16 protein-coding genes and 6 pseudogenes are annotated in these 21,236 nt (G+C 58.1%); 8 read left to right on the forward strand and 14 right to left on the reverse strand.

From position 1 onward, the window contains the following. Positions 1-41: 41 nt before the first annotated feature. Together AC4CWF_RS18735 and AC4CWF_RS18740 are read right to left on the reverse strand one after the other, a co-directional pair. Positions 42-248: pseudogene (locus tag AC4CWF_RS18735) on the reverse strand (IS5/IS1182 family transposase); the annotation flags it as partial. Between the two features lie 41 nt (positions 249-289). Beyond that, positions 290-896, reverse strand: a pseudogene (locus AC4CWF_RS18740) (transposase); the annotation flags it as partial. Between the two features lie 349 nt (positions 897-1,245). Between AC4CWF_RS18740 and AC4CWF_RS18745 the strand changes: the two are divergent. Then, positions 1,246-1,881 (forward strand): annotated as a pseudogene (locus AC4CWF_RS18745) (IS5 family transposase); the annotation flags it as partial. A 186-nt stretch (positions 1,882-2,067) separates the two neighbouring features. Here the strand turns inward: AC4CWF_RS18745 and AC4CWF_RS18750 are convergent. After that, positions 2,068-2,214, reverse strand: coding sequence for a DUF1127 domain-containing protein (locus AC4CWF_RS18750; RefSeq protein ID WP_491286699.1), 147 nt, complete (start codon positions 2,212-2,214; stop codon positions 2,068-2,070). Between the two features lie 217 nt (positions 2,215-2,431). Continuing rightward, positions 2,432-3,976, reverse strand: a complete 1,545-nt coding sequence (locus AC4CWF_RS18755) for a putative bifunctional diguanylate cyclase/phosphodiesterase (RefSeq protein ID WP_491286700.1) — start codon at positions 3,974-3,976, stop codon at positions 2,432-2,434. Between the two features lie 411 nt (positions 3,977-4,387). Here AC4CWF_RS18755 and AC4CWF_RS18760 point away from each other — a divergent pair, with 411 nt between their 5' ends. Next, positions 4,388-5,497 carry a Fic family protein gene (locus tag AC4CWF_RS18760; RefSeq protein ID WP_491286701.1) on the forward strand — a complete coding sequence of 370 codons (1,110 nt, stop codon included), beginning with the start codon at positions 4,388-4,390 and terminating at the stop codon, positions 5,495-5,497. Positions 5,498-5,619: 122 nt separating this feature from the next. On the opposite strand, the gene AC4CWF_RS18765 is transcribed toward AC4CWF_RS18760, so the two are convergent. The 4 genes from AC4CWF_RS18765 to AC4CWF_RS18780 all read right to left on the reverse strand — a co-directional run bounded on the left by AC4CWF_RS18765 (position 5,620) and on the right by AC4CWF_RS18780 (position 10,036). Next, positions 5,620-6,207 (reverse strand): hypothetical protein, encoded by a 588-nt coding sequence (locus tag AC4CWF_RS18765; RefSeq protein ID WP_491287827.1) that lies wholly within the window; start codon positions 6,205-6,207, stop codon positions 5,620-5,622. A gap of 245 nt (positions 6,208-6,452) precedes the next feature. Next, entirely contained in the window at positions 6,453-6,692 is a 240-nt protein-coding gene (locus AC4CWF_RS18770) for a flagellar hook protein (protein WP_491286702.1), read from the reverse strand. A 63-nt stretch (positions 6,693-6,755) separates the two neighbouring features. Further along, positions 6,756-7,994 (reverse strand): HlyD family secretion protein, encoded by a 1,239-nt coding sequence (locus tag AC4CWF_RS18775; RefSeq protein WP_491286703.1) that lies wholly within the window; start codon positions 7,992-7,994, stop codon positions 6,756-6,758. Continuing rightward, entirely contained in the window at positions 7,991-10,036 is a 2,046-nt protein-coding gene (locus AC4CWF_RS18780; RefSeq protein ID WP_491286704.1) for a peptidase domain-containing ABC transporter, read from the reverse strand. Before AC4CWF_RS18780 ends, AC4CWF_RS18775 begins: the two co-directional genes overlap by 4 nt. Positions 10,037-10,895: 859 nt before the next feature. Here AC4CWF_RS18780 and AC4CWF_RS18785 point away from each other — a divergent pair. The 6 genes from AC4CWF_RS18785 to AC4CWF_RS18810 all read left to right on the forward strand — a co-directional run bounded on the left by AC4CWF_RS18785 (position 10,896) and on the right by AC4CWF_RS18810 (position 16,497). After that, the gene (locus AC4CWF_RS18785; protein WP_491286705.1) at positions 10,896-11,366 is read left to right on the forward strand and encodes a hypothetical protein; all 471 of its coding nucleotides are present in this window, start codon (positions 10,896-10,898) and stop codon (positions 11,364-11,366) included. A gap of 616 nt (positions 11,367-11,982) precedes the next feature. Next, on the forward strand, positions 11,983-12,735 hold the full coding sequence (locus AC4CWF_RS18790) for a response regulator (protein WP_491286706.1): 753 nt from the start codon (positions 11,983-11,985) through the stop codon (positions 12,733-12,735). Next, complete coding sequence (locus tag AC4CWF_RS18795) at positions 12,732-14,060, forward strand: ATP-binding protein (RefSeq protein ID WP_491286707.1); 1,329 nt, start codon at positions 12,732-12,734, stop codon at positions 14,058-14,060. Before AC4CWF_RS18790 ends, AC4CWF_RS18795 begins: the two co-directional genes overlap by 4 nt. 208 nt (positions 14,061-14,268) lie before the next feature. Then, a complete protein-coding gene (locus tag AC4CWF_RS18800; protein ID WP_491286708.1) occupies positions 14,269-14,634 on the forward strand; it encodes a hypothetical protein in 366 nt (121 codons plus the stop codon). Positions 14,635-14,762: 128 nt separating this feature from the next. Continuing rightward, complete coding sequence (locus tag AC4CWF_RS18805) at positions 14,763-15,434, forward strand: hypothetical protein (RefSeq protein WP_491286709.1); 672 nt, start codon at positions 14,763-14,765, stop codon at positions 15,432-15,434. Positions 15,435-15,885: 451 nt separating this feature from the next. After that, a complete protein-coding gene (locus tag AC4CWF_RS18810) occupies positions 15,886-16,497 on the forward strand; it encodes an outer membrane protein (RefSeq protein ID WP_491286710.1) in 612 nt (203 codons plus the stop codon). A gap of 382 nt (positions 16,498-16,879) precedes the next feature. Here AC4CWF_RS18810 and AC4CWF_RS18815 read toward each other — a convergent pair. From AC4CWF_RS18815 to AC4CWF_RS18840, 6 genes and pseudogenes are all read right to left on the reverse strand, one after another. Then, positions 16,880-16,996, reverse strand: a pseudogene (locus tag AC4CWF_RS18815) (IS110 family RNA-guided transposase); the annotation flags it as partial. Between the two features lie 5 nt (positions 16,997-17,001). Beyond that, positions 17,002-17,145 (reverse strand): annotated as a pseudogene (locus tag AC4CWF_RS18820) (L-idonate 5-dehydrogenase); the annotation flags it as partial. 175 nt (positions 17,146-17,320) lie between these two features. Beyond that, positions 17,321-17,536, reverse strand: a pseudogene (locus AC4CWF_RS18825) (CoA-transferase); the annotation flags it as partial. Between the two features lie 47 nt (positions 17,537-17,583). Continuing rightward, a complete protein-coding gene (locus AC4CWF_RS18830) occupies positions 17,584-18,375 on the reverse strand; it encodes a crotonase/enoyl-CoA hydratase family protein (RefSeq protein WP_491286711.1) in 792 nt (263 codons plus the stop codon). A 13-nt stretch (positions 18,376-18,388) separates the two neighbouring features. After that, positions 18,389-19,249, reverse strand: coding sequence for a hydroxymethylglutaryl-CoA lyase (locus tag AC4CWF_RS18835; RefSeq protein WP_491286712.1), 861 nt, complete (start codon positions 19,247-19,249; stop codon positions 18,389-18,391). Next, entirely contained in the window at positions 19,246-21,234 is a 1,989-nt protein-coding gene (locus AC4CWF_RS18840) for an acetyl/propionyl/methylcrotonyl-CoA carboxylase subunit alpha (protein ID WP_491287823.1), read from the reverse strand. Before AC4CWF_RS18840 ends, AC4CWF_RS18835 begins: the two co-directional genes overlap by 4 nt. Positions 21,235-21,236 lie beyond the last annotated feature (2 nt).

Here is a 21,236-nt window from a genome sequence, read left to right on the forward strand (position 1 = left end):
CCGCTCAGCGACAGGTCATCATTGGACTTTGATGGCCTCATCTATTGCGTTGCTCCCGTCAAGGCTTGCCAACGAACGGATTGCGGGCGTCCGCAGGAAAGCATTTGGGTCAAAATCGCGACGCCGATCGCAGCGTCTGTCTGCTGCGCACTGAATGAACGAGCATGCATACGCAACCCGATGATACCCTTGTATCGGCCCCTCACTGTTTCAACCAAAGCCCGTTTGCCATAGCTGGGGACAGTTTGGCATCCATATTGGGGTTCAGAAGATGCGCACAGCGGGGCTGTCATGCCCTGACAGCGGCGATAAGACCCGCAACGCCGACAAGGTGATGGCCCCTTTCGACATTTTAGGCCAGCGCCGTCAGGCTGAACTCCCCGCGAGCGTTTTCCAGGCGCCGCATCAGGAACACCTTGATACATCCATTGTTTGATCGTGCCGAACGGATCCTTGACGCTTTCGCGCCGCCGGTCCAGAATGTCTGGCCGGTCGGCACGACACTCAGCCATGCGGTCGAGCGCCCCCTCGTTCTCCAGATGCGACACGCGACGAAAGCTTCTGGTACAGCGTTCGCGCAGGCAGCACGCCTTGCAGGCGTCGCGATTGACGTAGTCGATCTTCACATTGTCGCCGGACTTGCCGTAATGGCGAGGTGAGAGCACCTGGTCTGCGGGGCAAAGGTGAATGTCCTTGTCCGGATCATAGCGCAATTGCTCCCTGGAAAAGAATCCCTCGGCCACGGCGCGACCGCGGATCGGTTTGGGCACATAGTCGGTAATGCCGGGTTTCTCGCAAGCGTCGATGTCATCGATCTTGAAGTAGCTCCGGTCTGCCACCGCCTCAATCGTGTTAACGCCGAGCGTGTCCATCACCGCCTCGACCGTCGGCGCGAGCCTCGCGAGGATCAGGGTTGTTGGTTTTCGCGTCAGTTTGGTCCATTTTTTCATTATGCGGCGATCCACTCACGCCAGATAAAACCATTGCCGGACAATCGACTACACCGGATCTGGTGCAGTTTCAGCTCGATGTCGAGCCGCGTCACGGATCTTACCTCACGCCGGCGGGAGGGAACCATCGGACAACAACATCGCCTGTCGGGCGAATGACGGGCCAAATCACCAAGGCCTTCTCCGGTAGAGTTGCCTGAAGAGAGCCGGTCTCGTTGTCAGCCATGTAGACTTGTACGTCATGGGCTTGCGATGGAAATGATTTGGGCGGGGCATTCACTCGGCGCGGCGGCGGAGGATGCTGCCGAAGGATTTTCCACCCTGTTCGACGGTACAGCGGCATTTCTATGAATGGCGGGCCATGGGGCTTTCGTCACGGATCAACCACCACTTCGTCATGGAGGCGCGGGAACTGGAAGGGAAAGAGGCCTCTCCAACGGCTGGTGCCATCGATAGCCAAAGTGTCAAAACAACCGAAAGCGGTGGCATCCGGGGCTTTGATGCGGGCAAGAAAATCAAGGGCCGCAAGCGCCACATCATAGTGGGCACGCTCGGTCTGATGGTTGGTCTCATGGTGCACAGTGCCGATATCCAGGACCGCGACGGTGCTCCCGATCTCCTGAAATCCATTGGCAACCGTTGGCCATGGCTTCTTCATGTCTTTGTCGATGGCGGCTATGCGGGCCACAAGCTGGAAACGCGGCTGCAGAAAATCGGCAAATGGACACTCGAAATTATCAAGCGCTCCTCCATGGCCAAGGGCTTTGAAATCCTGCCGCGCCGCTGGGTCGTTGAACGGACTTTCGCGTGGCTGGGACGATGCAGAAGATTGGCAAAGGACTTCGAGACATCCATCGCTTCAGCACAAGCCTGGATAACCATCGCTCACATCCGAATGCTCACCAGGCGGCCGGCAAGATACGGATATCGGAAATCTTTTCGAGTCCGACTCTCAGCGCACATCAAATGGACTTTGCTGCAGTGCAGCCATGCGCAAAACGCAAGCCCCTCCTCCAGACGAGGGAAATCTTCAATTTAGCACTTCGGGGCGGGCCAAACACAGAAACGCCCGCGTCTTCGGCGGGCGTAGTGTCATCAATACGGGCAGGAAAAGCCGTTAGCGAGCGACTGACTGGCGCGCAACGCTGTGGATGTCCGAGCGATCGATACCCAGGTCCTGCAGTTCGCGCGAGCTCATGCGGCCGAGTTCGGTAACGGTCTGACGGTACTTGCGCCAGTTGTTGAAAGAGCGTGCTACGTTCATGATGATCCCCTTTCGTGAGGTATCTTGACGCCAGCAACCCTGCCTTGGTTCCAACGTCGTTTCGATGATTGGAATATAGGCTCTTGGCCAACGGGCGATAAGGCACAAGGTCTCAGGTCGGCCATGCGTCCACAGCATGGGTCCACTCAAAGGATTAGCTGAAGGGAGCAATCAGGCCCGGAACCGGTCGAAGGCAGTGAGGCGCTTGATCGGTAGACTACGCTCTCGACTTGAAATCATGAATTTGCGAGGCTTTGATCGTTTGCTCTATTGGTTGAGGCCTGCCGAGCAGATATCCTTGACCGATATCGCAGCCTAAATCCTGCAGACGACGAAGCTGCCCCTCATCTTCTATTCCCTCAGCAGTGATCTTCACGCCAAGGCCGCTCCCGAGAGAAATTATTGCGCGGACCACCTTCCCTTGCTTATCGCTTTCTTCAAACGTTGCGACAAAACTTTTATCAATCTTAATCTTGTCGAAAGGGTAATTCGAGAGTTGCGACAAGCTTGAGAACCCTGTCCCAAAGTCATCAAGGGCGATTTTTATTCCTGCTTTAGACAGATCATTGAGAATATCACGTGCTGTCTCCGGGTCTGCAATGAGCGCGCCCTCTGTCACTTCAAGTTCCAAACGGTGCACAGGCAAGCCAACCTCTTCAAGGACCTTGACAATACGGAGCCTGAGCAGCCGATCATTCAGTTGGAGGGGCGAAAGATTGAAAGATAGAATGGTGTGGCCGGGCCAGCTCAAAGCGTCCCGGCAAGCGATGCGAAACAACTGGTCAGTCAGTTGGACGATGAGGCCAGCGTTTTCTGCCAAGGGTATGAACTCAGATGGTGGTACGAATTCACCAGTTGTTCTCTCCCATCGCGCCAGTGCCTCATAGCCAATAACTTCCCGCGTCTTGAGGTCGACGAGCGGCTGATAAAACGGCCGGATTTCATTTTGCTTCATGGCGACTCTAAGATCGGCTTCCATCCGGAGTTGCCTGACCAATTCCTCCTGCATTTCCGGGCGAAAACCGTTGACAACATTGCGTCCGGTTTTCTTGGCGGCATACATCGCGCAGTCTGAATACTGGATTGCTTCCCTTAGCGTTCCACAGTCTTCTGGAACCCGCGCAAAACCGACGCTTGCGCCCAATTCTATGCTCGCCCCCTCGATCAAGATTGGCCTGCTGATGGCATTGACCAGCCGCCTCCCCAAGGTAACCAGATCCGGACTGGTGTTCCGCTCGATGACGACGACAAATTCGTCACCGCCGAGACGGAACACCCTGTCTTCAACAAGTATCTCAAGCAGGCGTTCCGCAACGACTTTAAGCGCAAGATCGCCTTTCTCATGTCCGAGCAGATCGTTGACTTTCTTGAAGCCATCAAGATCGATACTGTAGACTGCATGCTTATTTTTGTTCGAAAAGCCATTTCCTCGCGACACGACGGAATCCAGAAACCGCCTGTTTGGCAACTCCGTCAGCGGGTCGTGACAGGCGATCCAGTCGACATGCTTTTCGGCAGCCAACCGCCGCTGAATTTCTTTCGACATATCCTTGATACGCAGGGCCGAATAAATCAGGCCGAGCGACCCAGCGATATTGAGTGCGGTGAAGACCTCGTCAAGATCATATTCCTCATGGGATCGAAACAATGAATCAAGTGCCTCATGGCCGTTGAACCACAGGGCAAGGCCGTAGATAACCAGAAAGGCGACCAGCCAGGCGAATAGTTCCCACTTTGCCCGGTTACCATATGTGAGCGGCATAGCAAATTCCTGCGAACGAAGACAACGGGACACTCGCCATAGCATATTAGATTATTTAAATTTGCTCATTCATAACAGCTAAATTTTGCGTCCCGAAGCTTGTCCCGCTGATCAACGCCACTCCCTGCCGCAGCTGCTGCACCCTGCCCGCAGCACCAACCCATTCAGGCACGTGTTGGTTTTCGCGTCAGTTTGATCCATTTTTCCACTATGGGGCGATCCACTCAAGCCAGATAAAATTGTTGCCGGACAATCGACTACACCGGATCTGGTGGGACAACGCGAAATGGAAAAGTGGGTTAAATCCTGCTGAAACTCAACAACTGCCCTCGGTGTGATGAGCGAAACAAATTGCTTTTATCGCTCACAATATTGCGGCATTGTGGGCTATAAACAGGGAGTTTATCGCCCATGACGTGGAATTGGGAATTAGCCGGGTGGCCGAAGTTCGAGTGGAACGCTGAACTTCTGCGGGCCAGGGAGCAGGCATTCATGGAGAATGCGGCTATCGCTGTCGGCACCATGCGCCATCTTGGGAAAGACGACCGCGAGGAGGTCGTGATCGAGCTGCTCAGCTCCGATGCTTTGAGCACATCGGCGATCGAAGGGGAAGTCCTCGACCGCGACAGCGTGCAATCGTCCCTTCGGCGCCAACTGGGAATGTCCGCGGCCGCATTCCGCAGCAGGCCAGCAGAAGCTGGCATTGCCGAAATGATGGCGGACCTCTACCGCCACCCGCTTGACCCCATAACCGAGGATCGGCTGTTCGAATGGCACCGAATGGTCATGAACGGCCGCCGTGACATTGTTGATATCGGCACCTATCGCCGCCATGACGAACCGATGCAGATCGTCTCAGGCGCATTCGGCCGCCAGCGCGTGCATTTCGAAGCACCTCCATCCGGTCGCCTGGCGGCCGAGATGGGGAGGCTTCTGGAATGGCTGGAACAGACATCTAAAGGACCAGACCCACTTGCCGCCCTCACCCGTGCCGGCATCGCTCATCTGTGGTTCGAGAGCATCCATCCTTTCGAGGACGGCAATGGCCGCATCGGTCGCGCGATCGCCGAAAGCGCCCTTGCACGGGCAATCTCGACGCCAACCTTCAGCGCATTGTCCAAGTCGCTACTCAGACACCGCAAAGACTATTACGCCATGCTGGAAGCGGCGAGCACCACGCTTTTGATCGATGCCTGGCTCTCATGGTTTGCGGATCGCGCGCTTGAGGCCCAGAAATCCGCGGACGAGTTGGTCCGCTTCCTAATCGAGAAAACACGTTTCATGGACCGGCTGCGTGGCGCGTTGAACGAGCGCCAGGAAAAAATGCTGCTGCGGATGCTTGCCGAGGGGCCAGAAGGATTCACCGGAGGCTTGAGCGCCGGAAACTACGCGACAATCACCGGCGCTCCGCCCTCAACCATTACGCGCGACCTCTCCGATCTGGTCGAGAAGGGGGCGTTGCTGCGCACCGGCGAACGCAAGGCAACGCGCTACCGGCTGAATATCGCAGCCAACGCATAGGCGGCCGGTCGAGGCGCTGCGTCAGCCGCCGGGCTAAGCGGCGACCTTCTCTGCCCCGGCATCCTCCCGGGCCAATGTCGCGAGCGCAGCCTCGACCTCACGCAACTGCCGGCGCTTGTTTGTCAGTTCGCCAGCGAATGCGAAGGCGCCACCCTGCCGCGACTTGTAGCAGGAAAGGCGGCGCTGGTAGTCCTCCCACCTCTGGTGATAATGTTCCGGCGCCTCCTCGTGTGCTCGATGCGGGAGTTGGCCCCGTGCGGCGTAACGGTTACCACCAGATCGATCTCGTAGTCCGCGCCGGTGCGCTGAAGCAGGGTCTGGTAGTGATAGTTGTCACCCCGGCCAAAGTGCTCGCCGTCATAGACGAGATCGAAGCCGCCGATCGATGCGATGTGGACTTCAACTTGGCTCTGAAGCTGAACGAGGGTGAGTATCTCCTTCATCAACGCCCTGCCTGCATCCTTCCGCTCCGTATGTGGTTTTCCCATTACGGTTATGGCGAAGGCATCGCCTGATGTCGGCATTCGTCGATCGATATCCTGGCCTATTTCGCCGGTGCGACGCGTCGCCGTCTCAATCTCGCGCTCGGCATCGCGGAGCTGCCGGCGAACGGCAAAGAGATCGTCGTCATGGGCGGGGCGCAGACGCTCCAGGCGCGTAGCTGCGGCGATGATCGACCTTCGTAACATGGCACGAATGCTGGCGCGCAAACCTCGCATGCTCGTTGCGATCGCTCTCGCCAACAAAATAGCCCGGTCCATATAGGCAATGATGATCGAGGATGAAGATTACAAGGAACATACGAGCCGTTTGACATGCCGCAGCCCCGTTTGGCGACACATTTTAAGACCCAGATTGGTTGCGCAGCGCCTTGGCTGACTGGGTATTATTGCCTCCTGCCGGCAACAGTCGGCGGCTCAGTGAGAGCCGCCGACTGTCGTTTCATCAACTAGATTCAGCTGGCGAACGAGTTTTCAAAGCTGAATGCGCCGGACGCATTGCTGAAGGAGAACGTGCCGGGCTTCTGTACGACGCCAGCAGGCAGCGTTGCCGAGAAGGTTCCCGAGCGGCTACCGAAGGTGTAGTTCCCCTCGACAGCACCATCAGCACCGATCGTGACCGTCGACGCGACGGTGGGCGCGCCGCCGCTTACGAGGTCCAGCATGTCGTTGTTGATTTCAATCATCTTGCTCATGTTAGTCTCCTGTAGGTTCGTGATGAGGGTCATACCGGAATGGCATTGCCCCCGTTCGAAGTTTCACCGGCTGCCCATGGCCTTCAATGGATCCATGATCCAGTCGGTGAAGTGTCGGCGATCTGTGATGATATCGCCGATGAGTGTCATACCGGGTGACAGCTGGCGCTCTTCGCCATACGCCGAGACGCTCGTGCGCTCCAGGCTGACGGTCACCCGGTAGACGGGGTCTTTGAATGCTATGGGTGCGAGAAGCTCGCCTTCGCGATAGGTCGCCTGCGACACCTGGGTCACGCGACCGGGGATCACACCGAAACGTTGATAGGGGAAGGCATCCACCCTCAGCCGGACGTCCTGGCCTTGCTGCACCAGGCCCGCAGCGCGCGACGGCAAAAGGAGGTTCGCTTCCAGGGAACTACCGGCCGGCACCAAGGCTGCCAAAGGCGAATGGGCGACAGCTGTCTGACCAGGCTGTGCCTGTAGAGCCGCGACCCTGCCGGCGACGGGTGCGACCAGCACGTAAGCCCGATCGACCTGAAGCTGTGCCAGGGATTGGTCGAGTTCGCTGCGAAGTCCCTGCAACTGAGCGAGCTTATCGACTTGTTCGGCCGGCAGGTTTGCCAATTGTGAGCGCACGTCATCCAGATCGCCCTGCCGCTGTGCGTGTTGTCGCTCCAGTTCGAAAATGACGCTTTTCTGAGTCAGGATCTGCTGCTGCAGGCGTGACAGTTCAAATCGTGTGCCCGTGCCACCGGCCTGCAGATGCGCGTAGCGCTCCGCATCGCGGACCTGCAGATCCTGAAGTTCGCGCTCGGACACAAGCCGGCGACCTTGAGACGCAATCTCTTCACCAAGCCTGTCAACCCTGGCAGCAAGGCGTCGCCGTTCTTCTTCAAAGCGGGATTTGGCAGCCGAAACTTGAGCGTCGATCGCCTGAATGCGGGACTGGGTCTCTGCGCGGAGCGTTTCTCCGACCTCCCCTTGCGCACCCGTCGTCTCCAGCGACAGTTCGACCATAGGCTGGCCTTGACTGACCATATCGCCTTCATGGACGAGCACACGAGATACGATGCCGCCTTTTGTGGCATACAATTGCGCCAGTCCCCCGGTCGGAGCGACGTATCCCTCAACCGTTTCCTTTCGCGCATAGGTCCCGGTCACGAGATAGGTCCCGCCGACAGCAACGAAGAGACCCAGCATTGCCGTCATGACGCCGTGTCTGACCGGTTGCGCGATTATGACCTCACCGTGCAACCTGCGACGGTGTTCGACCGCTTCGCGCCGAAAAAGCGTCTCGCTCATGGCACCACCTGCAGCGGCTGTGCCGGGACATCGCGTTGCAGTTCGCGCACGTGTCCGGCTTCGACGGCAAAAATGCGCGAGGCTCCCTCTATCGCACCGGGTCGATGAGCCACCATGATCTGGGTCATGCCAAGGGCCTTCAACGACTGCATCACACGACGTTCGGAAAGCACATCCAGATTGGCGGTGCCCTCATCGAGGAACAGGATCGCGGGCTTGCGGTACAGTGCTCTGGCCAGAAGAGCACGCTGTTGCTGCCCGCCTGACAACGTCATTCCGAGATCCCCGACCAGCGTCATGTAGCCCATCGGCATCTGCTGGATCTCATCGTGAAGTCCAACCATGCGGGCGACAGTTTCGACCCGCGACAGATCCATATCCGGATCGAAAAACGCGACATTGTCTGCAATTGTGCCTGCAAAGAGCTGGTCGTCCTGCATGACAACCCCGATTTGCGCGCGATATGCTCTCATACCCCGGGCATTGAAGGTCAGGCCATCCGCCAGTACCTCGCCCTCGCATGGCGGATAAAGCCCCATGAGCAGCTTCAGCAGCGTGGATTTTCCACCACCCGAGGGTCCGACGAAGACCACGGACTGTCCCGCCTTGATGTCGAGCGTGACATCTTTCAGCACCCAGGCTTCCCGCTCAGCATAACGAAAGGAGAGATTGCGGACGGTCAATTCGCCGAGCAAGGGACGAATCCTGTGCGAACCGGCGTCAATGCCGGGCTCGGCATCCTGGTGCACCGCGTCGGCCAGCCGCTCGAGGTGCAGTCCGGTCATGCGAAACTTGAAACACTGGTCGACAAACGACAGGGCAGCGGTGCTGAACTGGCCACGATAGGACAGAAAGGCCAGCAACATCCCGAGTGTCATCTCGCCGCGAATGATCGCGCTGGCGCCGAGGTAAAACACCAGAAGCATTTCCCCACCGGTCACAATGGACAGGCCTGCCGTGCCTTTTAGGCCTATTTTCTGGAGGCGCACAGTGTTGTTGAGACTGGCGGCATAGGCGTTCTGCCAGACTCCATGGCGCTCCAGTTCCCTGCCGAAGAGCTTGAAAGCCCGTGCGCCACGGATGGTTTCCAGGAAGACACTGTCCACTCTGGCCTGATATTGAATGCCCTCATTGGTGAGACTGCGCAACCATGGGAAGGTAACCAGCCGGGTGGACACGACGATTGCCAGCGACGCAAGCACGACAAGGGCGAGGTATGGCGCGTAGACGATCATGACCGCAAGCGTCAGGACCGCCATGAGACCGTCCAGGGTGCCCGAAACCAGACCGCCGGTCAGCAGATCCTGGATCGGTTGGAGGGAGTTGAAGCGGGACAGAATATCGCCGAGGCGACGCTTTTCGAACCAAGGTACCGGCAAACGCAAGGCATGGCGCAGCAGGTTGCCACGCATCTGAAACGTCAAAAGCGTGCTGAAATGCATCTGCACGTAACCGCGAAGAAGCGTGGTTGCTCCCTGGATCAACAGCAACAGACTGGCCCCGATGACGATGACGTTCAAAAGGCTGAAATCGCCCTTGGCGATCGCTTCGTCGACAATCAGCTGGTTCACCAGAGGTGATACGAGCGCAAAGAACTGAAGCAAAGCGGTCAGAGCGAGGATTTGAAGAAGGCTCGGGATGAACCCGGCACTCCTTGACCACAAGTCCGCAAGGCGCACCCGTTCGACTGTCTGGCGCTTTTGGAAGGATGCGGCCGGTGTCAGTTCCAGAGCGACTCCGGTAAAATGCGCGGACGCTTCCGCTAGGGTAAGTTTTCTATGTCCAATTGCAGGGTCGTGTATTTCGATCTGTTTTCGCGTGACACGGCTGAGAACGACATAATGCGACATGTCCCAGTGCAGAATGCACGGTCTCTTCAACTGGCCCAGATCGTCCATTTCCAGCTTCAACGCCCGGCTGGTGAAGGCAAGGTCATCGGCAATGGACATCAGGCTCTTCAGGGTCGTACCCTTGGCCGATACCGCGTGGCGCCGTCTCAGTTCCGACATCGTCACGCGATGACCGTGATACGATGCGACCATTGCTAGGCATGCGAGACCGCATTCTGCAGCCTCCGATTGGAGAACCGGCGAGATTCGAGACCGATTGTTGAGGGCATCGAGAAGCAATTGACGATCCTATCGCGCGTCTGTTTGAAAGACATATCCATCCGCCGCTGAGTATGTTGGACGCTTGGGATGTGCAGTGGGTCGGTCCGGTAAAACTACGTCGGACGGCTGTTGCTGTGTGTTTCGAATTGTTGAGAAATGTTGGCGAGGCGGAAGGGAAAAGGCCCCGAGGAGGTTCGGGATCAGGCCTTCGACCGGTTCCACTCAGACCCGTGCAAGCCTTCGGGCCATGCCCGCTGTCGTTTGAAACAGTCAACGTGCACCGACGCGTCACCCAAAAAAGTTCTACCCCACCCGGATGGTCCGGGTGGGGTAGAACGAATGCTCAATGGAGTGCCGGTCATCGCAATGGCACACAGTTGTGGCGCGAGTTAACGCGCCAGGGATTCCGGGGCCGCCTTCGTGTTGTAACCGAGTGGGCGACACGTCGGAGAAAGACGGAAAAGATGAGGTCGGCCAGATCGTCACACTATTCGAACCGCAAGGTTGCTCCAACTAGTTCAAGTCGTATCGATATAACCCCGAGTAAAGTGGACGCTAGATTGACAAAAATAGCGATGTAAAGCCCAGAAGTCGGCATCGCCTTGATGGAGTTCGGACCGCAGACGCAGCGTTCAGCGAAGCGTACGCATTGATTTCTAATCACAATACCGATCGCCTGACGAGATGTTGTGATCGCGCCGGAGCGCGAGCATAAATCTTAACAAAACAAAACGCAGGTCTGCAAAGCTCTGGGCTAGTCTCCCGCATCAAACATGAGGCTGGCATCACCATGCAACACCCACCGAAACATTTCAAAATACTTGTCTTTCTGCCGCAGGCTGCCGGAACAATGATCGCCGCGCGATTGGCAGACCACGGATATGACGCCGTTTGGGTATCGACCGTGCCGGAAGCGTTCGATGCGCTTCGTTCCGAGGCGTTCGGCTTTGCCATCACAACTCGGCCCGACATTGATCTTCTCCGCAAGATCCGCGCTTTGCCTGTGATTAATCTAGAAGTCTTCCTGCATGCTCCCGTTTCATCCTGTGGCGAGGTGCCCGGTGCGAAGCGATTTGCCGCACAGGCATTTCTCGAAAGAGTGGATTTCCTAGCCCGATCGATGATCCCTGCCAGATCGGATACTGGGTGCGCCACACCGTTACCGGTCCACGGATCGGTCATCTCCCATTTGAGGGTTACCCTTGCCTATCCAGTCCGCATCTGGCGTTCTGTCCGAAACGTCGGCGATTTCCGAGCTTGACCCGCTTCAGGTTACTGTCCTCGCTTGCGAGGCGCAGTTTGCCGCTGCTTGGTGTCATCTATGAGGTGCCCCCAAGCCAACCCGTCGAAACCTCGACTACAACGCCCAGACGAGTGCAAAGGTATTCGCGCATTGCCGAACTCTGGCGAATTGCCGCTCCCCAACAGGAACAAGTATTTTTGGCAGGCTGTTTTCTGATGTTATGGCTGATCAGTGCCGCCTCCGTCAGCGGCTATGTTTTGTTGGGATTGTTCGTCCTCGTCGCGCTGGGGCGATATGCCAAGCACATTTGCCTTGTCATTGCGCAAGATCTGCCGCGGCGGTCGAGGGCACGGTATTACCTTGTTGCATGCGTATCTGCCGCGTTTTTTTCGCTGCTGGCATTCAGGGCGTGCTATCTTGCTGTCATTGTTATCGACACTAGGTTTCGCTGAGAGACAACCGGGGCAGACCATGGACAGCTTCGGGCACGGCGAGGCCAACCCGCCCGAGCGCTGCAACATGTTGCAACATTTCAGAACATAGTTTTGCATGATATCCGATAAGAAACGGCGTGCGGTGGGTCCCGCCTCTAGCTTACCGCGACAAAGCGATCCTGCGGGCAAGGTGAACAGATATGGCGGTCTCTCCGCAACAGCCGATTAACCAGATGGGAATTGCGCAAGCGCGAATTCTTGTTGTGGAAGACGACGGTGAAATCGCCGGCATGCTGGTTGATCTGGTCAAAGCCAACGGGTTTGAAGCCGCGTCTGCGGCCAACGGGATCGAGATGGACCGGATTATGGCCCGTCATTCGTTCGATCTTATCCTGCTTGACGGAATGCTGCCCGGCGAGGACGGGTTCAGTATTTGCAGGCGGTTACGCACTTCCGGAAAAACACCTATCCTGATGTTGACGGCTCTTCGCGAGGATATCGACCGGATCCTCGGTCTGGAACTGGGGGCGGATGATTACGTCACGAAGCCGTTCAATTCGCGGGAACTGCTGGCCCGGATCAAGAACATCTTGCGCAGGGCCGCCGCCCACGACGAGCCGGATGAACAACCCGAAGCCATGTCATTTTCAGGATGGCGGATTGATCCGGCCAGCCGCGAACTTTTTGACGCTGAAGGTGCGCAGGTTTCGATGACGACAGCGGAATTCGATCTGCTTTGGGCATTTTGCTGTCATCCGAACAAGGTTCTCACCCGTGAGCAGCTATTGGCAATGACACATGCTGGTTCTGCGGGCCCCATCGAACGCAGCATCGATGCCCATATCAGCCGTGTTCGCCAAAAGATCGAACCGAATCTGAAGGATCCAACGTTTATCAAGACGGTTCGACTGGGTGGCTACTTGTTTGCCTCCAAAGTAGAGCGTCTTCCGTGAAAAGCCTTCGCAGTGCCTCCATTCGCAAACAGCTCCTTTTCCTCGCAATTCTTCTTGTCATTCTGGTCTCGATGGTGGCGGCAACGACGGAACCCTTCATCTATGGACGGCATGACAAGGGTATCGAGATCGGCCTGTTTGCGGGACGAGTCGAAATGGTGCTCGACCAGTTTGCCCATACTCGGTCCGCGGCGGAGGAAGCCGATGTATTGTCGTTGGCAGGCCGGATGGGCATTGTCGTCAGGCGAACCCTGCCCTCACACGCATCCGTATCATACGACGCCGACACCCCGACAAATGACGTCGTTACCCATGTGAAGGCGATTATCAACGATGGTTTCCTGAAGGCCGTCCGGAATGCGATTGTGGGCGATGGCGACCAACCCGAGCTTGTCGTGAAGGTCCCCCCTGACAGGGCCCTAGCTTTCGTCATGCCCCATTTTCCCACAAGTGTCTGGCTGCTGCCCGCCGTGGCAAGCGGCATCCTCAAAATCCTGCTTCCGCTCATACTTCTCGCCTATGTCGGAAGTTGGCTTGTCACCGAACCGCTCGTGCGGTTCGCCCTGGCGGCCCAGAGGGCGAGCATGGACGACCATTCCGAGGAGGCTTTCAAGGCCGAGGGATCGTCAGAACTTCGAAGCCTTGCGGCTTCCCTCAACGTCATGCAGAGCCGCATACAACTAATGTTGCGCGAGCGAACCCGGATCCTTCGCGCCATCAGTCATGATTTGCGAACCCCGCTGACGCGCTTGAGAATGCGCATTGAACGCTCGAACGAACCGGAACTGAAGGACCTCATGCTCTCCGATGTGGCGGCATTATCGTCTCTCATAGATGCAAGCTTGAGCTTTCTCGACAACAAGTTCGAAGCTCCACGCAAGGTTGATCTGTCGAGCCTGCTGCAGACAATCGCCAATGATTTTGCTGATACGGGTGTCGATATTAAATTCCTAGGCCCGCGCCGGTTGGCGTTTATCTGTATGCCGCAGGGGTTGACGCGGGCGGTCTCAAACCTTGTCGACAATGCATCACGGTATGCGCAAAAAATCGAGCTAGAACTTGTCGACAGGCGGGATCGGGGCGTGCTCATCAAGGTCTCGGACGACGGGCCCGGACTATCCGACGACTTGAAGTCGAAGGTCCTCCAACCTTTTTTCAAAGCCGATGAGGCAAGGCAGACGAGCGGGGAAGTCGATGGATTTGGCCTGGGCCTGTCAATTGCTCAAGGGATTGTAACGATTGGCCACAAGGGCAGCATGGCACTGCTCGACCGTAAGCCGCATGGACTGAGGGTCGACATCGTGCTGCCGGAAATCAGATCCTGAGCGAAGCCAACCGGTTCTCCTTTCACGATGCAGCTGGACCAACCCTCGGTTCAGCCAGGTTACGGACGGGCAACATCTCTCAACATAAAATCACACGGCGCAACAGCCAATTGATGCATCATGCACTGCAGCAGTTCCGGCTCCCATCGGCTTACGAAGCGGCAGGCCTGCAGACGCAGCACAATCTAACGCTGAAAGGCTACATATCATGAGACGCATCGCCCTAGCTTTGAGTGTAACGACCGCTCTCATTTCGTCTACAGCCGTCCCCGCATTGTCCCAGGTTGTTATTTACGGCGACGAAAGCACCGGCTCCTACTCGGTAGATGGCAATACCGAGTCTCGCTTTCTTCGTGCCTGGAACCGTGACCACGACAAACAGACCCGTTTCTATAGTCGTTTGCGCTTCGGCCCGGAAGACGTCATCAGTCTGCTCGAAGATCGTGGATATAGGGTCCGTGACGTCGAGGATGTCGGCGAGAGATATCTTGTCAGGGCTAGCCGCGGCGGCGAAAACCTGCTGGTCAGTGTATCGCGGTCAGGCGACATCATGGGTGTCGTGCATGATCGGTAGCAAGATCCAGCACGCCAGATCCGGCTCGTCAGCCTCACACGTTTTACCGCAGTGGAATGATGTCCATTTGCCCGAAGCAACCTTGTTCGCACGTCATCGCCAGGGGAAAATCAGGACGGAAGACCCCTATGATGAATAACCCAAGGGATACTAGCCCATCCTTTCTCATGGGTCACAACGACGACCTGATTGTCGTCGAGCGGGTTTGGCATTATAGGTTCGACATCGACCACGCCAGTTCAGAGAAGCGCTGGCCGTTAGAATGGTGCCGTGTCGGTGCCGTGGTCTTCATGATGGGCGCTGTTTCGATTGGCTACCTGAAGCTCACCGATTACGGCGAAAAAAGCTCGGTCGCCGTCGCCGCAAATGCGGCGGCGCCAATGCCGCCATCGGGCATTATCCAGGCAGTTCCGGTCGTGGACACCTCCCGCGCGAGGGACACCACCACGTTGACCGAGATCCCAGTTCCGATCAGCCGCCCGATGGTGATGGCACCAAGAGGTCCGGATAGCGCAAAACCGACGACGGTGCCTTCAGCAACAATCGTTCCCGCTGCTCGTCCGCGCCGGGATGGTTCCTGCATACGATATTGTGGATCCGCTCGACCTGTCATCTCCGGCTCAGTGTCTGAAGGAGAAACCGTAGATCGCGGTGGTCTCCAACCCCAAACCGAGGTGGAGCAACAAAACGTGTCTGCGGTTGATGGTGCCGGTTACATTCTCACGCAAACAGTGATCCTGCCGCTTACCACCTTAAGGATCGGCCGGGAGGCGATTGTTGGCATTTTCAGGCAGGATTGAACGCAGCCAAACCACAGGCGACGCCCTGGCCAAGAGGAGGGAATTGCGACGCGGGCGCGTTATGCAGCGTCTTGGCAACGGGTCTGGTCATCCGGATTGCAATGTTTGAAACGGCCGATGGGCAGCCGCGTGCGATCCTACAGCAATGCTTTTCCGTCTGTTGCGCAATGCCGGCAATCTTCAAGACAAACAAATGTTTACATTCCGAAACTGCATGTCGGCCACCGTTTGAAGGATCCACTCATCCGGCAGATGATGAAACAATAGCGTACCCAACCAAAACTATGGTTCACACGCCGGAGGCCGCCTCGCCTAACATTAAATCCCGTCGCAACATAACCTAATACGAAAAGACACTCCGCAACACGATGCGCCAGTAGAGTTTGGTTCATGAGCTAAACGGGCTCAACCAGCGCTTAGTGTGTTCGCGCTCCGCGAAAAGGAATTTCCGATGAATTTGAAACTATTGGCTACAGCAGCGATTTTGCTCTCCTTTGCCGCGCCTGTCATTGCGGCCGACGTCATTGACGCACCGATTGCTGCTGTCGCACAGCTCCCATCGGCTTACAACTGGTCCGGCTTTTACCTTGGCGCCCAAGGCGGCTACAACTGGAACCAAGCAACGGTCTCCGGCACCGATAATGATATCGACAGTGGTATATTTGGCGTTCATGCCGGTTACAATTTCCAGAGCGGAAACATCGTCTACGGCATCGAGAACGACTTCAACTACAATTTCGAAAAGGGCGACAATGCGCGGGTTGAATGGGATGCATCTGCCCGTGGCCGCGTCGGCTATGCCTTGGACCGGACATTAATTTTCGCCACTGCAGGTGTTGCAGCCGCAGGAGCAAAGGCCAGCACACAAGGGATTGCCGAAAACGACAGTATCCTCATCGGCTGGACGGCTGGCGGCGGTGTCGAGCACGCAGTGACTGACAACATTCTGGTTCGCGGCGAATATCGCTACTCCGACTTCGGCAGCAAAGATTTTGGATCCTCGATCGGCGACGTCGGAGCAACCCAGCACAAGGTTCTTTTGGGCACGAGTTACAAGTTCTGACCTAGGTGTTCAGTCCGGCACCCGATTCCTCCAGTCTCGGGTTCCAAGGGTATCGCGCCCATTGGCCACACCCGCAATTGCGGGTGTGGCCAAGCCATATTCGGATAACGACAGCCGTGTCGATGGATTTGGCCAATAGCACACGAACGTCGATTGTGTTTCCGCCCTTTAACTGCGGGACATAGTCAAGTCTGTTTTGTCCGTGCCGGGGTCATGGTCCTTTGCAAGGTCATTGCCTCATGATGATGTTCGGGTCGGATGCCTCAACGTGTGCAGCGACGTCCCAAGGCGTCAGCCGAAACAACGAGGTCACCGCAACCACCGTCCCGGCGGGATGCCACAGGCCTGATTCAGCCCTGCGATTTCAGGAGAGTGCCATCTGTCAGGCCGGCTCCTTTCCCCACCGGAACGAGGTTCCATCGACCCAGATGCAGTGCAAAATGACCGCAAGCTTGCGTGCGACGGGGACCAGCGCTTTCTTCATGCCATTGCGTTTGGCAAGTCGAAGCCGCCGTGTTTGTAGTAGTGCAGGTCCAAACCGCAGATCCCGGCCCCGATGGCAACCTCCACCTGACTGGGACCAGGTGCCTCGACTGTCCGCTCTTCGATGCGAAGATCCTTTGCGGCATGGATGACGATGGCTTTCATGACTTTCTCCTCAGATCACGAGGGGTCGGCAGGGCCGCGCCGGCAAAAAGGGCCGCAAGGCTGTAGCGCATCAGCCTGCCATTCGCCTCGCGGGTCTCGATCGTGCCGGATGCGTGGCGCGGCTGGAGAAACACGTTGTCAAGCGCGAGGAAACGCGGATTAAGCTTGGGTTTCTCGATAGATAGTGGAGCATGAGCTCGGCGTTCTCCCCAACATAGGAAGAGATCATCCTCTTGATTTGACGGTTACTGAGCAGTATTCTCAGACCAAAATCGTCAGCTCCGCAATTGTTGGACGCAATGGTCAAATCCGTCGTTTCGGCATCGGAGATCGCCGCAATCAGCAGCTCAGGAATCCCGCAAAGACCAAAGCCGCCCACTGCCGTCGTCATACCGTCGTGGAGAAACCCCTCCAGGGCGTCGGCGGCCGAACTACAAATCAAATCTCCCTGCGCCAGGACGGCGTCTCCTTGGCAAAGAAAGCGGCAATTCCCTCCTGAGCCTCATGGGTCTCCCAGCGGTCAGCGAGTGCTATCGCAGACATCTCCGCGGCATCCGAGGGATCGGGGCCGGCGAGCTTGCCACAAAGGGCTTTGGCCTCGCTGACCGCACCCGGCGCGCATTGCAGAAAGGTGAGAACCTCCTCCTCAATCGCGGCGTCCAGGTCATCGAGCCGGCAAGCCCGGGCGACCAGCCCTGCTCGGATGAGAAATGCAGCATCGAAGGGCTTCGCGTTGAGGAACACCTGGCGCGCGAAAGCTTCTCCGAGACGCCGGATAACGAAGGGGCCGATTGTGGCGGGGATCAACCCAAGCCGGGTTTCCGTGAGGGCAAACCGGGTCGCTTCCTCCGCAACAACGATGTCGCAAATCGCGATCAACCCCAATCCGCCGCCATAGGCGGCGCCATGAACCCGCCCGATGACGGGTTTCGGCAGCGCATTCCAGTGCCCCAGCATGTTGGCCAGGCTGGTTGCCTCGGCCAGCTTCTCGGCCCGATCCTTGTCCGCCTGGGCGCGCATCCAGCCAAGGTCGCCGCCAGCGCAAAAGGTCCTGCCCTCGCCGGAAAGGACAACGACGCGTATGGCCGGATCCCTTGCCAGTATTTCGGCCGCCTGGGTGAGCTCGGCGATCATCATTGCGTTCATCGCATTGTGCTTGTCGGGGCGTGCCAGCGTCACCGTCGCCACGTTGCGCGCGTCCACCCGCAAGTGAATGGTCTCATACGTCATGGGCTCTCTCCTCTCAATCTGCCTTGGATGCGATGGCCGCGACACAGGTTTCCGCAGCCTGCAGCGCCGTCCGGTCGATACCCGTATCGAAGCCGCGCCGTTCGAGCAGATCCAGGAGCGCGGACGTCGACAGATTGCCCTTCGCACCGGGAGCATAGGGACATCCGCCAAGCCCGCCGACCGCGCTGTCGAAGGTACGCAGCCCCATACCTAGCGAAACCGCCACGTTATCGAGCGCCGTATTTGCCGTGTCGTGAAAATGCCCGGCGAGTTCGCCTGGCGGAATGCCGGCAAGAACGGCCTCTAACATTCGCGAGACGGTGGCAGGCCTTCCCGCCCCGATCGTATCGCCAAGGGATATTGCGTAGCAGCCCATCCCGCGAAGCGCCAAAGCAGTATCGCGCACCGCCTCCGGTGCCACTTCGCCGTCATAGGGGCATGCGATGACGCAGGAGACATAGCCGCGCACCCGGATGCCCGCCTTCCCGGCCGCCGCGAGCAGGGGCTCGAAGCGAACCAGGCTTTCTGCAATCGAGCAATTGATGTTCTTCTGGCTGAACCCTTCCGAGGCGGATGCGAAAACGGCGACCTCGTCCGCCCCTGCGGCCTGCGCCAGTTCGAACCCTTTCATGTTGGGGGTCAGTACCGCATAGCCTGTCCCCGGCTGGCGGGTAATTCCTCTCATGACATCAAGCGCATCCGCCAGTTGAGGAACCCATTTGGGAGAAACGAAGCTCGTCGCCTCTATCTTCTCGAACCCGGCCCGGGACAGAAGGTCGATCAGCTCGATCTTCCTGGCAGTCGGAATGATCCGTTTTTCGTTCTGCAACCCGTCCCTGGGGCCAACCTCGTAGATGCGGACATGGTCGCTCATGCGGCGTCTTCCTCCAGCACGATGAGCACGGAACCGCCTTCGACCGCCTGGCCGGCAGCGCATTTGACGGAGACCACACGACCCGTGCGCGGGGCGACAAGGGCCGTCTCCATCTTCATGGCTTCGATGATGCCGAGCTTGGCGCCGCCTTGCACGACGTCCCCTTGCGAGACGGTGAGAGTGACGATCACACCTGTCATGGGAGCCGCCACGACATTGCCCGCATCCACCGCTACGCCGTTGCCCGCACGCGCGTCCGGCATGGATATGTCGCGCACCATGTCTGCCGTGCCGACGGAAATCAGAAGCCCGGCCTGGGGGCACGCCAGAAATACCTTCGCTTCGATCCGCGACATGGTTGGTCCGAGACGGGCGGTAATCCTATCGCCATCGATTTCGACTGCCCCAAGGACGATATCGTCATGCCCGCCGGACAGTGTCATCGAGCCGTTGCGGCGAAGCGTCAGGCGGCGGTCGAAGACCTCTCCGTCACAGACGAGGCGCAGATCATGGAAGGCCTCATCCCAGAGGCGCCAGCCGAAACGTGGCGCCCGTGGGTCGATGCCCAATCCAGCAATGGCGGCGATGGCCAGGTGGATCTCCGAAACCGGCGTGATGGCGATCAGGTGGTGCAGATCCCGTTCAATCAGGCCCGTGTCAAACTCTCCCTCGCCAAATCCCTTGTGCGATGCCAACCTGGCCAGAAATTCGGCATTGGTGGCGGTTCCGGCCACATGGGTGCCTCGCAGCGCAAGAATGAGCCGATTGAGGGCGTCGCGGCGATCCGTTCCGTGGCTGATGATCTTGGCGATCATCGGATCATAGAAGGGGCTGATATGGTTGCCCGAACATACGCCTGCGTCATTGCGGGCGTGGCTGGAAAAGGCCAGATGCTCGACTTTGCCGGTGGCAGGAAGAAATCCTCTGGCCGGGTCTTCCGCGTAGAGGCGAGCCTCGAACGAATGGCCGGAAATCGACAGTGCGTCCTGCGCCAGTGGCAGGGGCTGGCCCGCCGCGACGCGCAATTGCCACTCCACCAGGTCGACACCTGTAATGGCCTCCGTTACGGGATGTTCGACCTGAAGGCGCGTGTTCATTTCCATGAACCAGAAACCATCGGCACGCAGCGGTCCGGAACCATCCACGATGAATTCGATCGTTCCGGCGCCGGAGTAGTTGACCGCCCTGGCCGCTTTCACGGCCGCATCCGTCATCGCGGCACGAACCTCCCGGGTCATGCCTGGGGCCGGCGCCTCCTCCACCACCTTCTGGTGGCGCCGCTGCAGCGAACAATCACGCTCGAAGAGATGCACGACATTGCCATGGTTGTCGCCGAACACCTGCACTTCGATATGTCTTGGGGAGAGGATATATTTTTCGATCAGCACCTGCGGATCGCCAAAAGACGCCTGCCCCTCCCTTCGGGCGGAGGCAAGTGCGTCACGGAAATCCGCGGGATCGTCAACCCGGCGCATGCCCTTGCCGCCGCCGCCGGCGCGCGCCTTGATCAGCACGGGATAGCCAATTCCCTCAGCCTTCGCGGCCAGAAAATCGGGGTCCTGCTCGGCCCCCTGGTAACCGGGCACGATCGGCACGCCTGCCTCTGCCATCAGGTCCTTTGCCGCATCCTTCAGCCCCATGGCCCGAATTGAAGCCGCCGACGGTCCGATGAACACCAGGCCCGCCGCTTCGACCGCCTCCACGAAACCAGGGTTCTCGGACAGAAACCCGTAGCCCGGATGGACCGCCTCCGCACCCGTCGCCAGCGCGGCGGCAATCAGCTTGTCTCCGGCGAGGTAGCTTTCCGACGCTGGCGATGGCCCGATATGCACGGCTTCGTCCGCCAGCGAAACATGCAGCGACTGCCTATCGGCATTCGAATAGACAGCCACGGTTCGCACACCCATCCGCTGCGCCGTGCGGATGACGCGGCAGGCAATCTCACCCCGGTTTGCAATCAGAATCTTGGAAAAGGGAGGGGTCATCA

Source organism: Neorhizobium sp. PAMB6630 (genome assembly GCF_058242775.1).

Excerpts from the sequence above, each read along its gene's own strand:
- AC4CWF_RS18830 (WP_491286711.1), bottom strand. The coding sequence starts at position 18,375 with ATGACGTATGAGACCATTCACTTGCGGGTGGACGCGCGCAACGTGGCG.
- AC4CWF_RS18755 (WP_491286700.1), bottom strand. The coding sequence starts at position 3,976 with ATGCCGCTCACATATGGTAACCGGGCAAAGTGGGAACTATTCGCCTGG.
- AC4CWF_RS18770 (WP_491286702.1), bottom strand. The coding sequence starts at position 6,692 with ATGAGCAAGATGATTGAAATCAACAACGACATGCTGGACCTCGTAAGC.
- AC4CWF_RS18800 (WP_491286708.1), top strand. The coding sequence starts at position 14,269 with ATGAGACGCATCGCCCTAGCTTTGAGTGTAACGACCGCTCTCATTTCG.
- AC4CWF_RS18780 (WP_491286704.1), bottom strand. The coding sequence starts at position 10,036 with ATGGTCGCATCGTATCACGGTCATCGCGTGACGATGTCGGAACTGAGA.
- AC4CWF_RS18775 (WP_491286703.1), bottom strand. The coding sequence starts at position 7,994 with ATGAGCGAGACGCTTTTTCGGCGCGAAGCGGTCGAACACCGTCGCAGG.
- AC4CWF_RS18790 (WP_491286706.1), top strand. The coding sequence starts at position 11,983 with ATGGCGGTCTCTCCGCAACAGCCGATTAACCAGATGGGAATTGCGCAA.
- AC4CWF_RS18750 (WP_491286699.1), bottom strand. The coding sequence starts at position 2,214 with ATGAACGTAGCACGCTCTTTCAACAACTGGCGCAAGTACCGTCAGACC.
- AC4CWF_RS18835 (WP_491286712.1), bottom strand. The coding sequence starts at position 19,249 with ATGAGCGACCATGTCCGCATCTACGAGGTTGGCCCCAGGGACGGGTTG.
- AC4CWF_RS18810 (WP_491286710.1), top strand. The coding sequence starts at position 15,886 with ATGAATTTGAAACTATTGGCTACAGCAGCGATTTTGCTCTCCTTTGCC.
- AC4CWF_RS18785 (WP_491286705.1), top strand. The coding sequence starts at position 10,896 with ATGCAACACCCACCGAAACATTTCAAAATACTTGTCTTTCTGCCGCAG.
- AC4CWF_RS18805 (WP_491286709.1), top strand. The coding sequence starts at position 14,763 with ATGATGAATAACCCAAGGGATACTAGCCCATCCTTTCTCATGGGTCAC.
- AC4CWF_RS18760 (WP_491286701.1), top strand. The coding sequence starts at position 4,388 with ATGACGTGGAATTGGGAATTAGCCGGGTGGCCGAAGTTCGAGTGGAAC.
- AC4CWF_RS18840 (WP_491287823.1), bottom strand. The coding sequence starts at position 21,234 with ATGACCCCTCCCTTTTCCAAGATTCTGATTGCAAACCGGGGTGAGATT.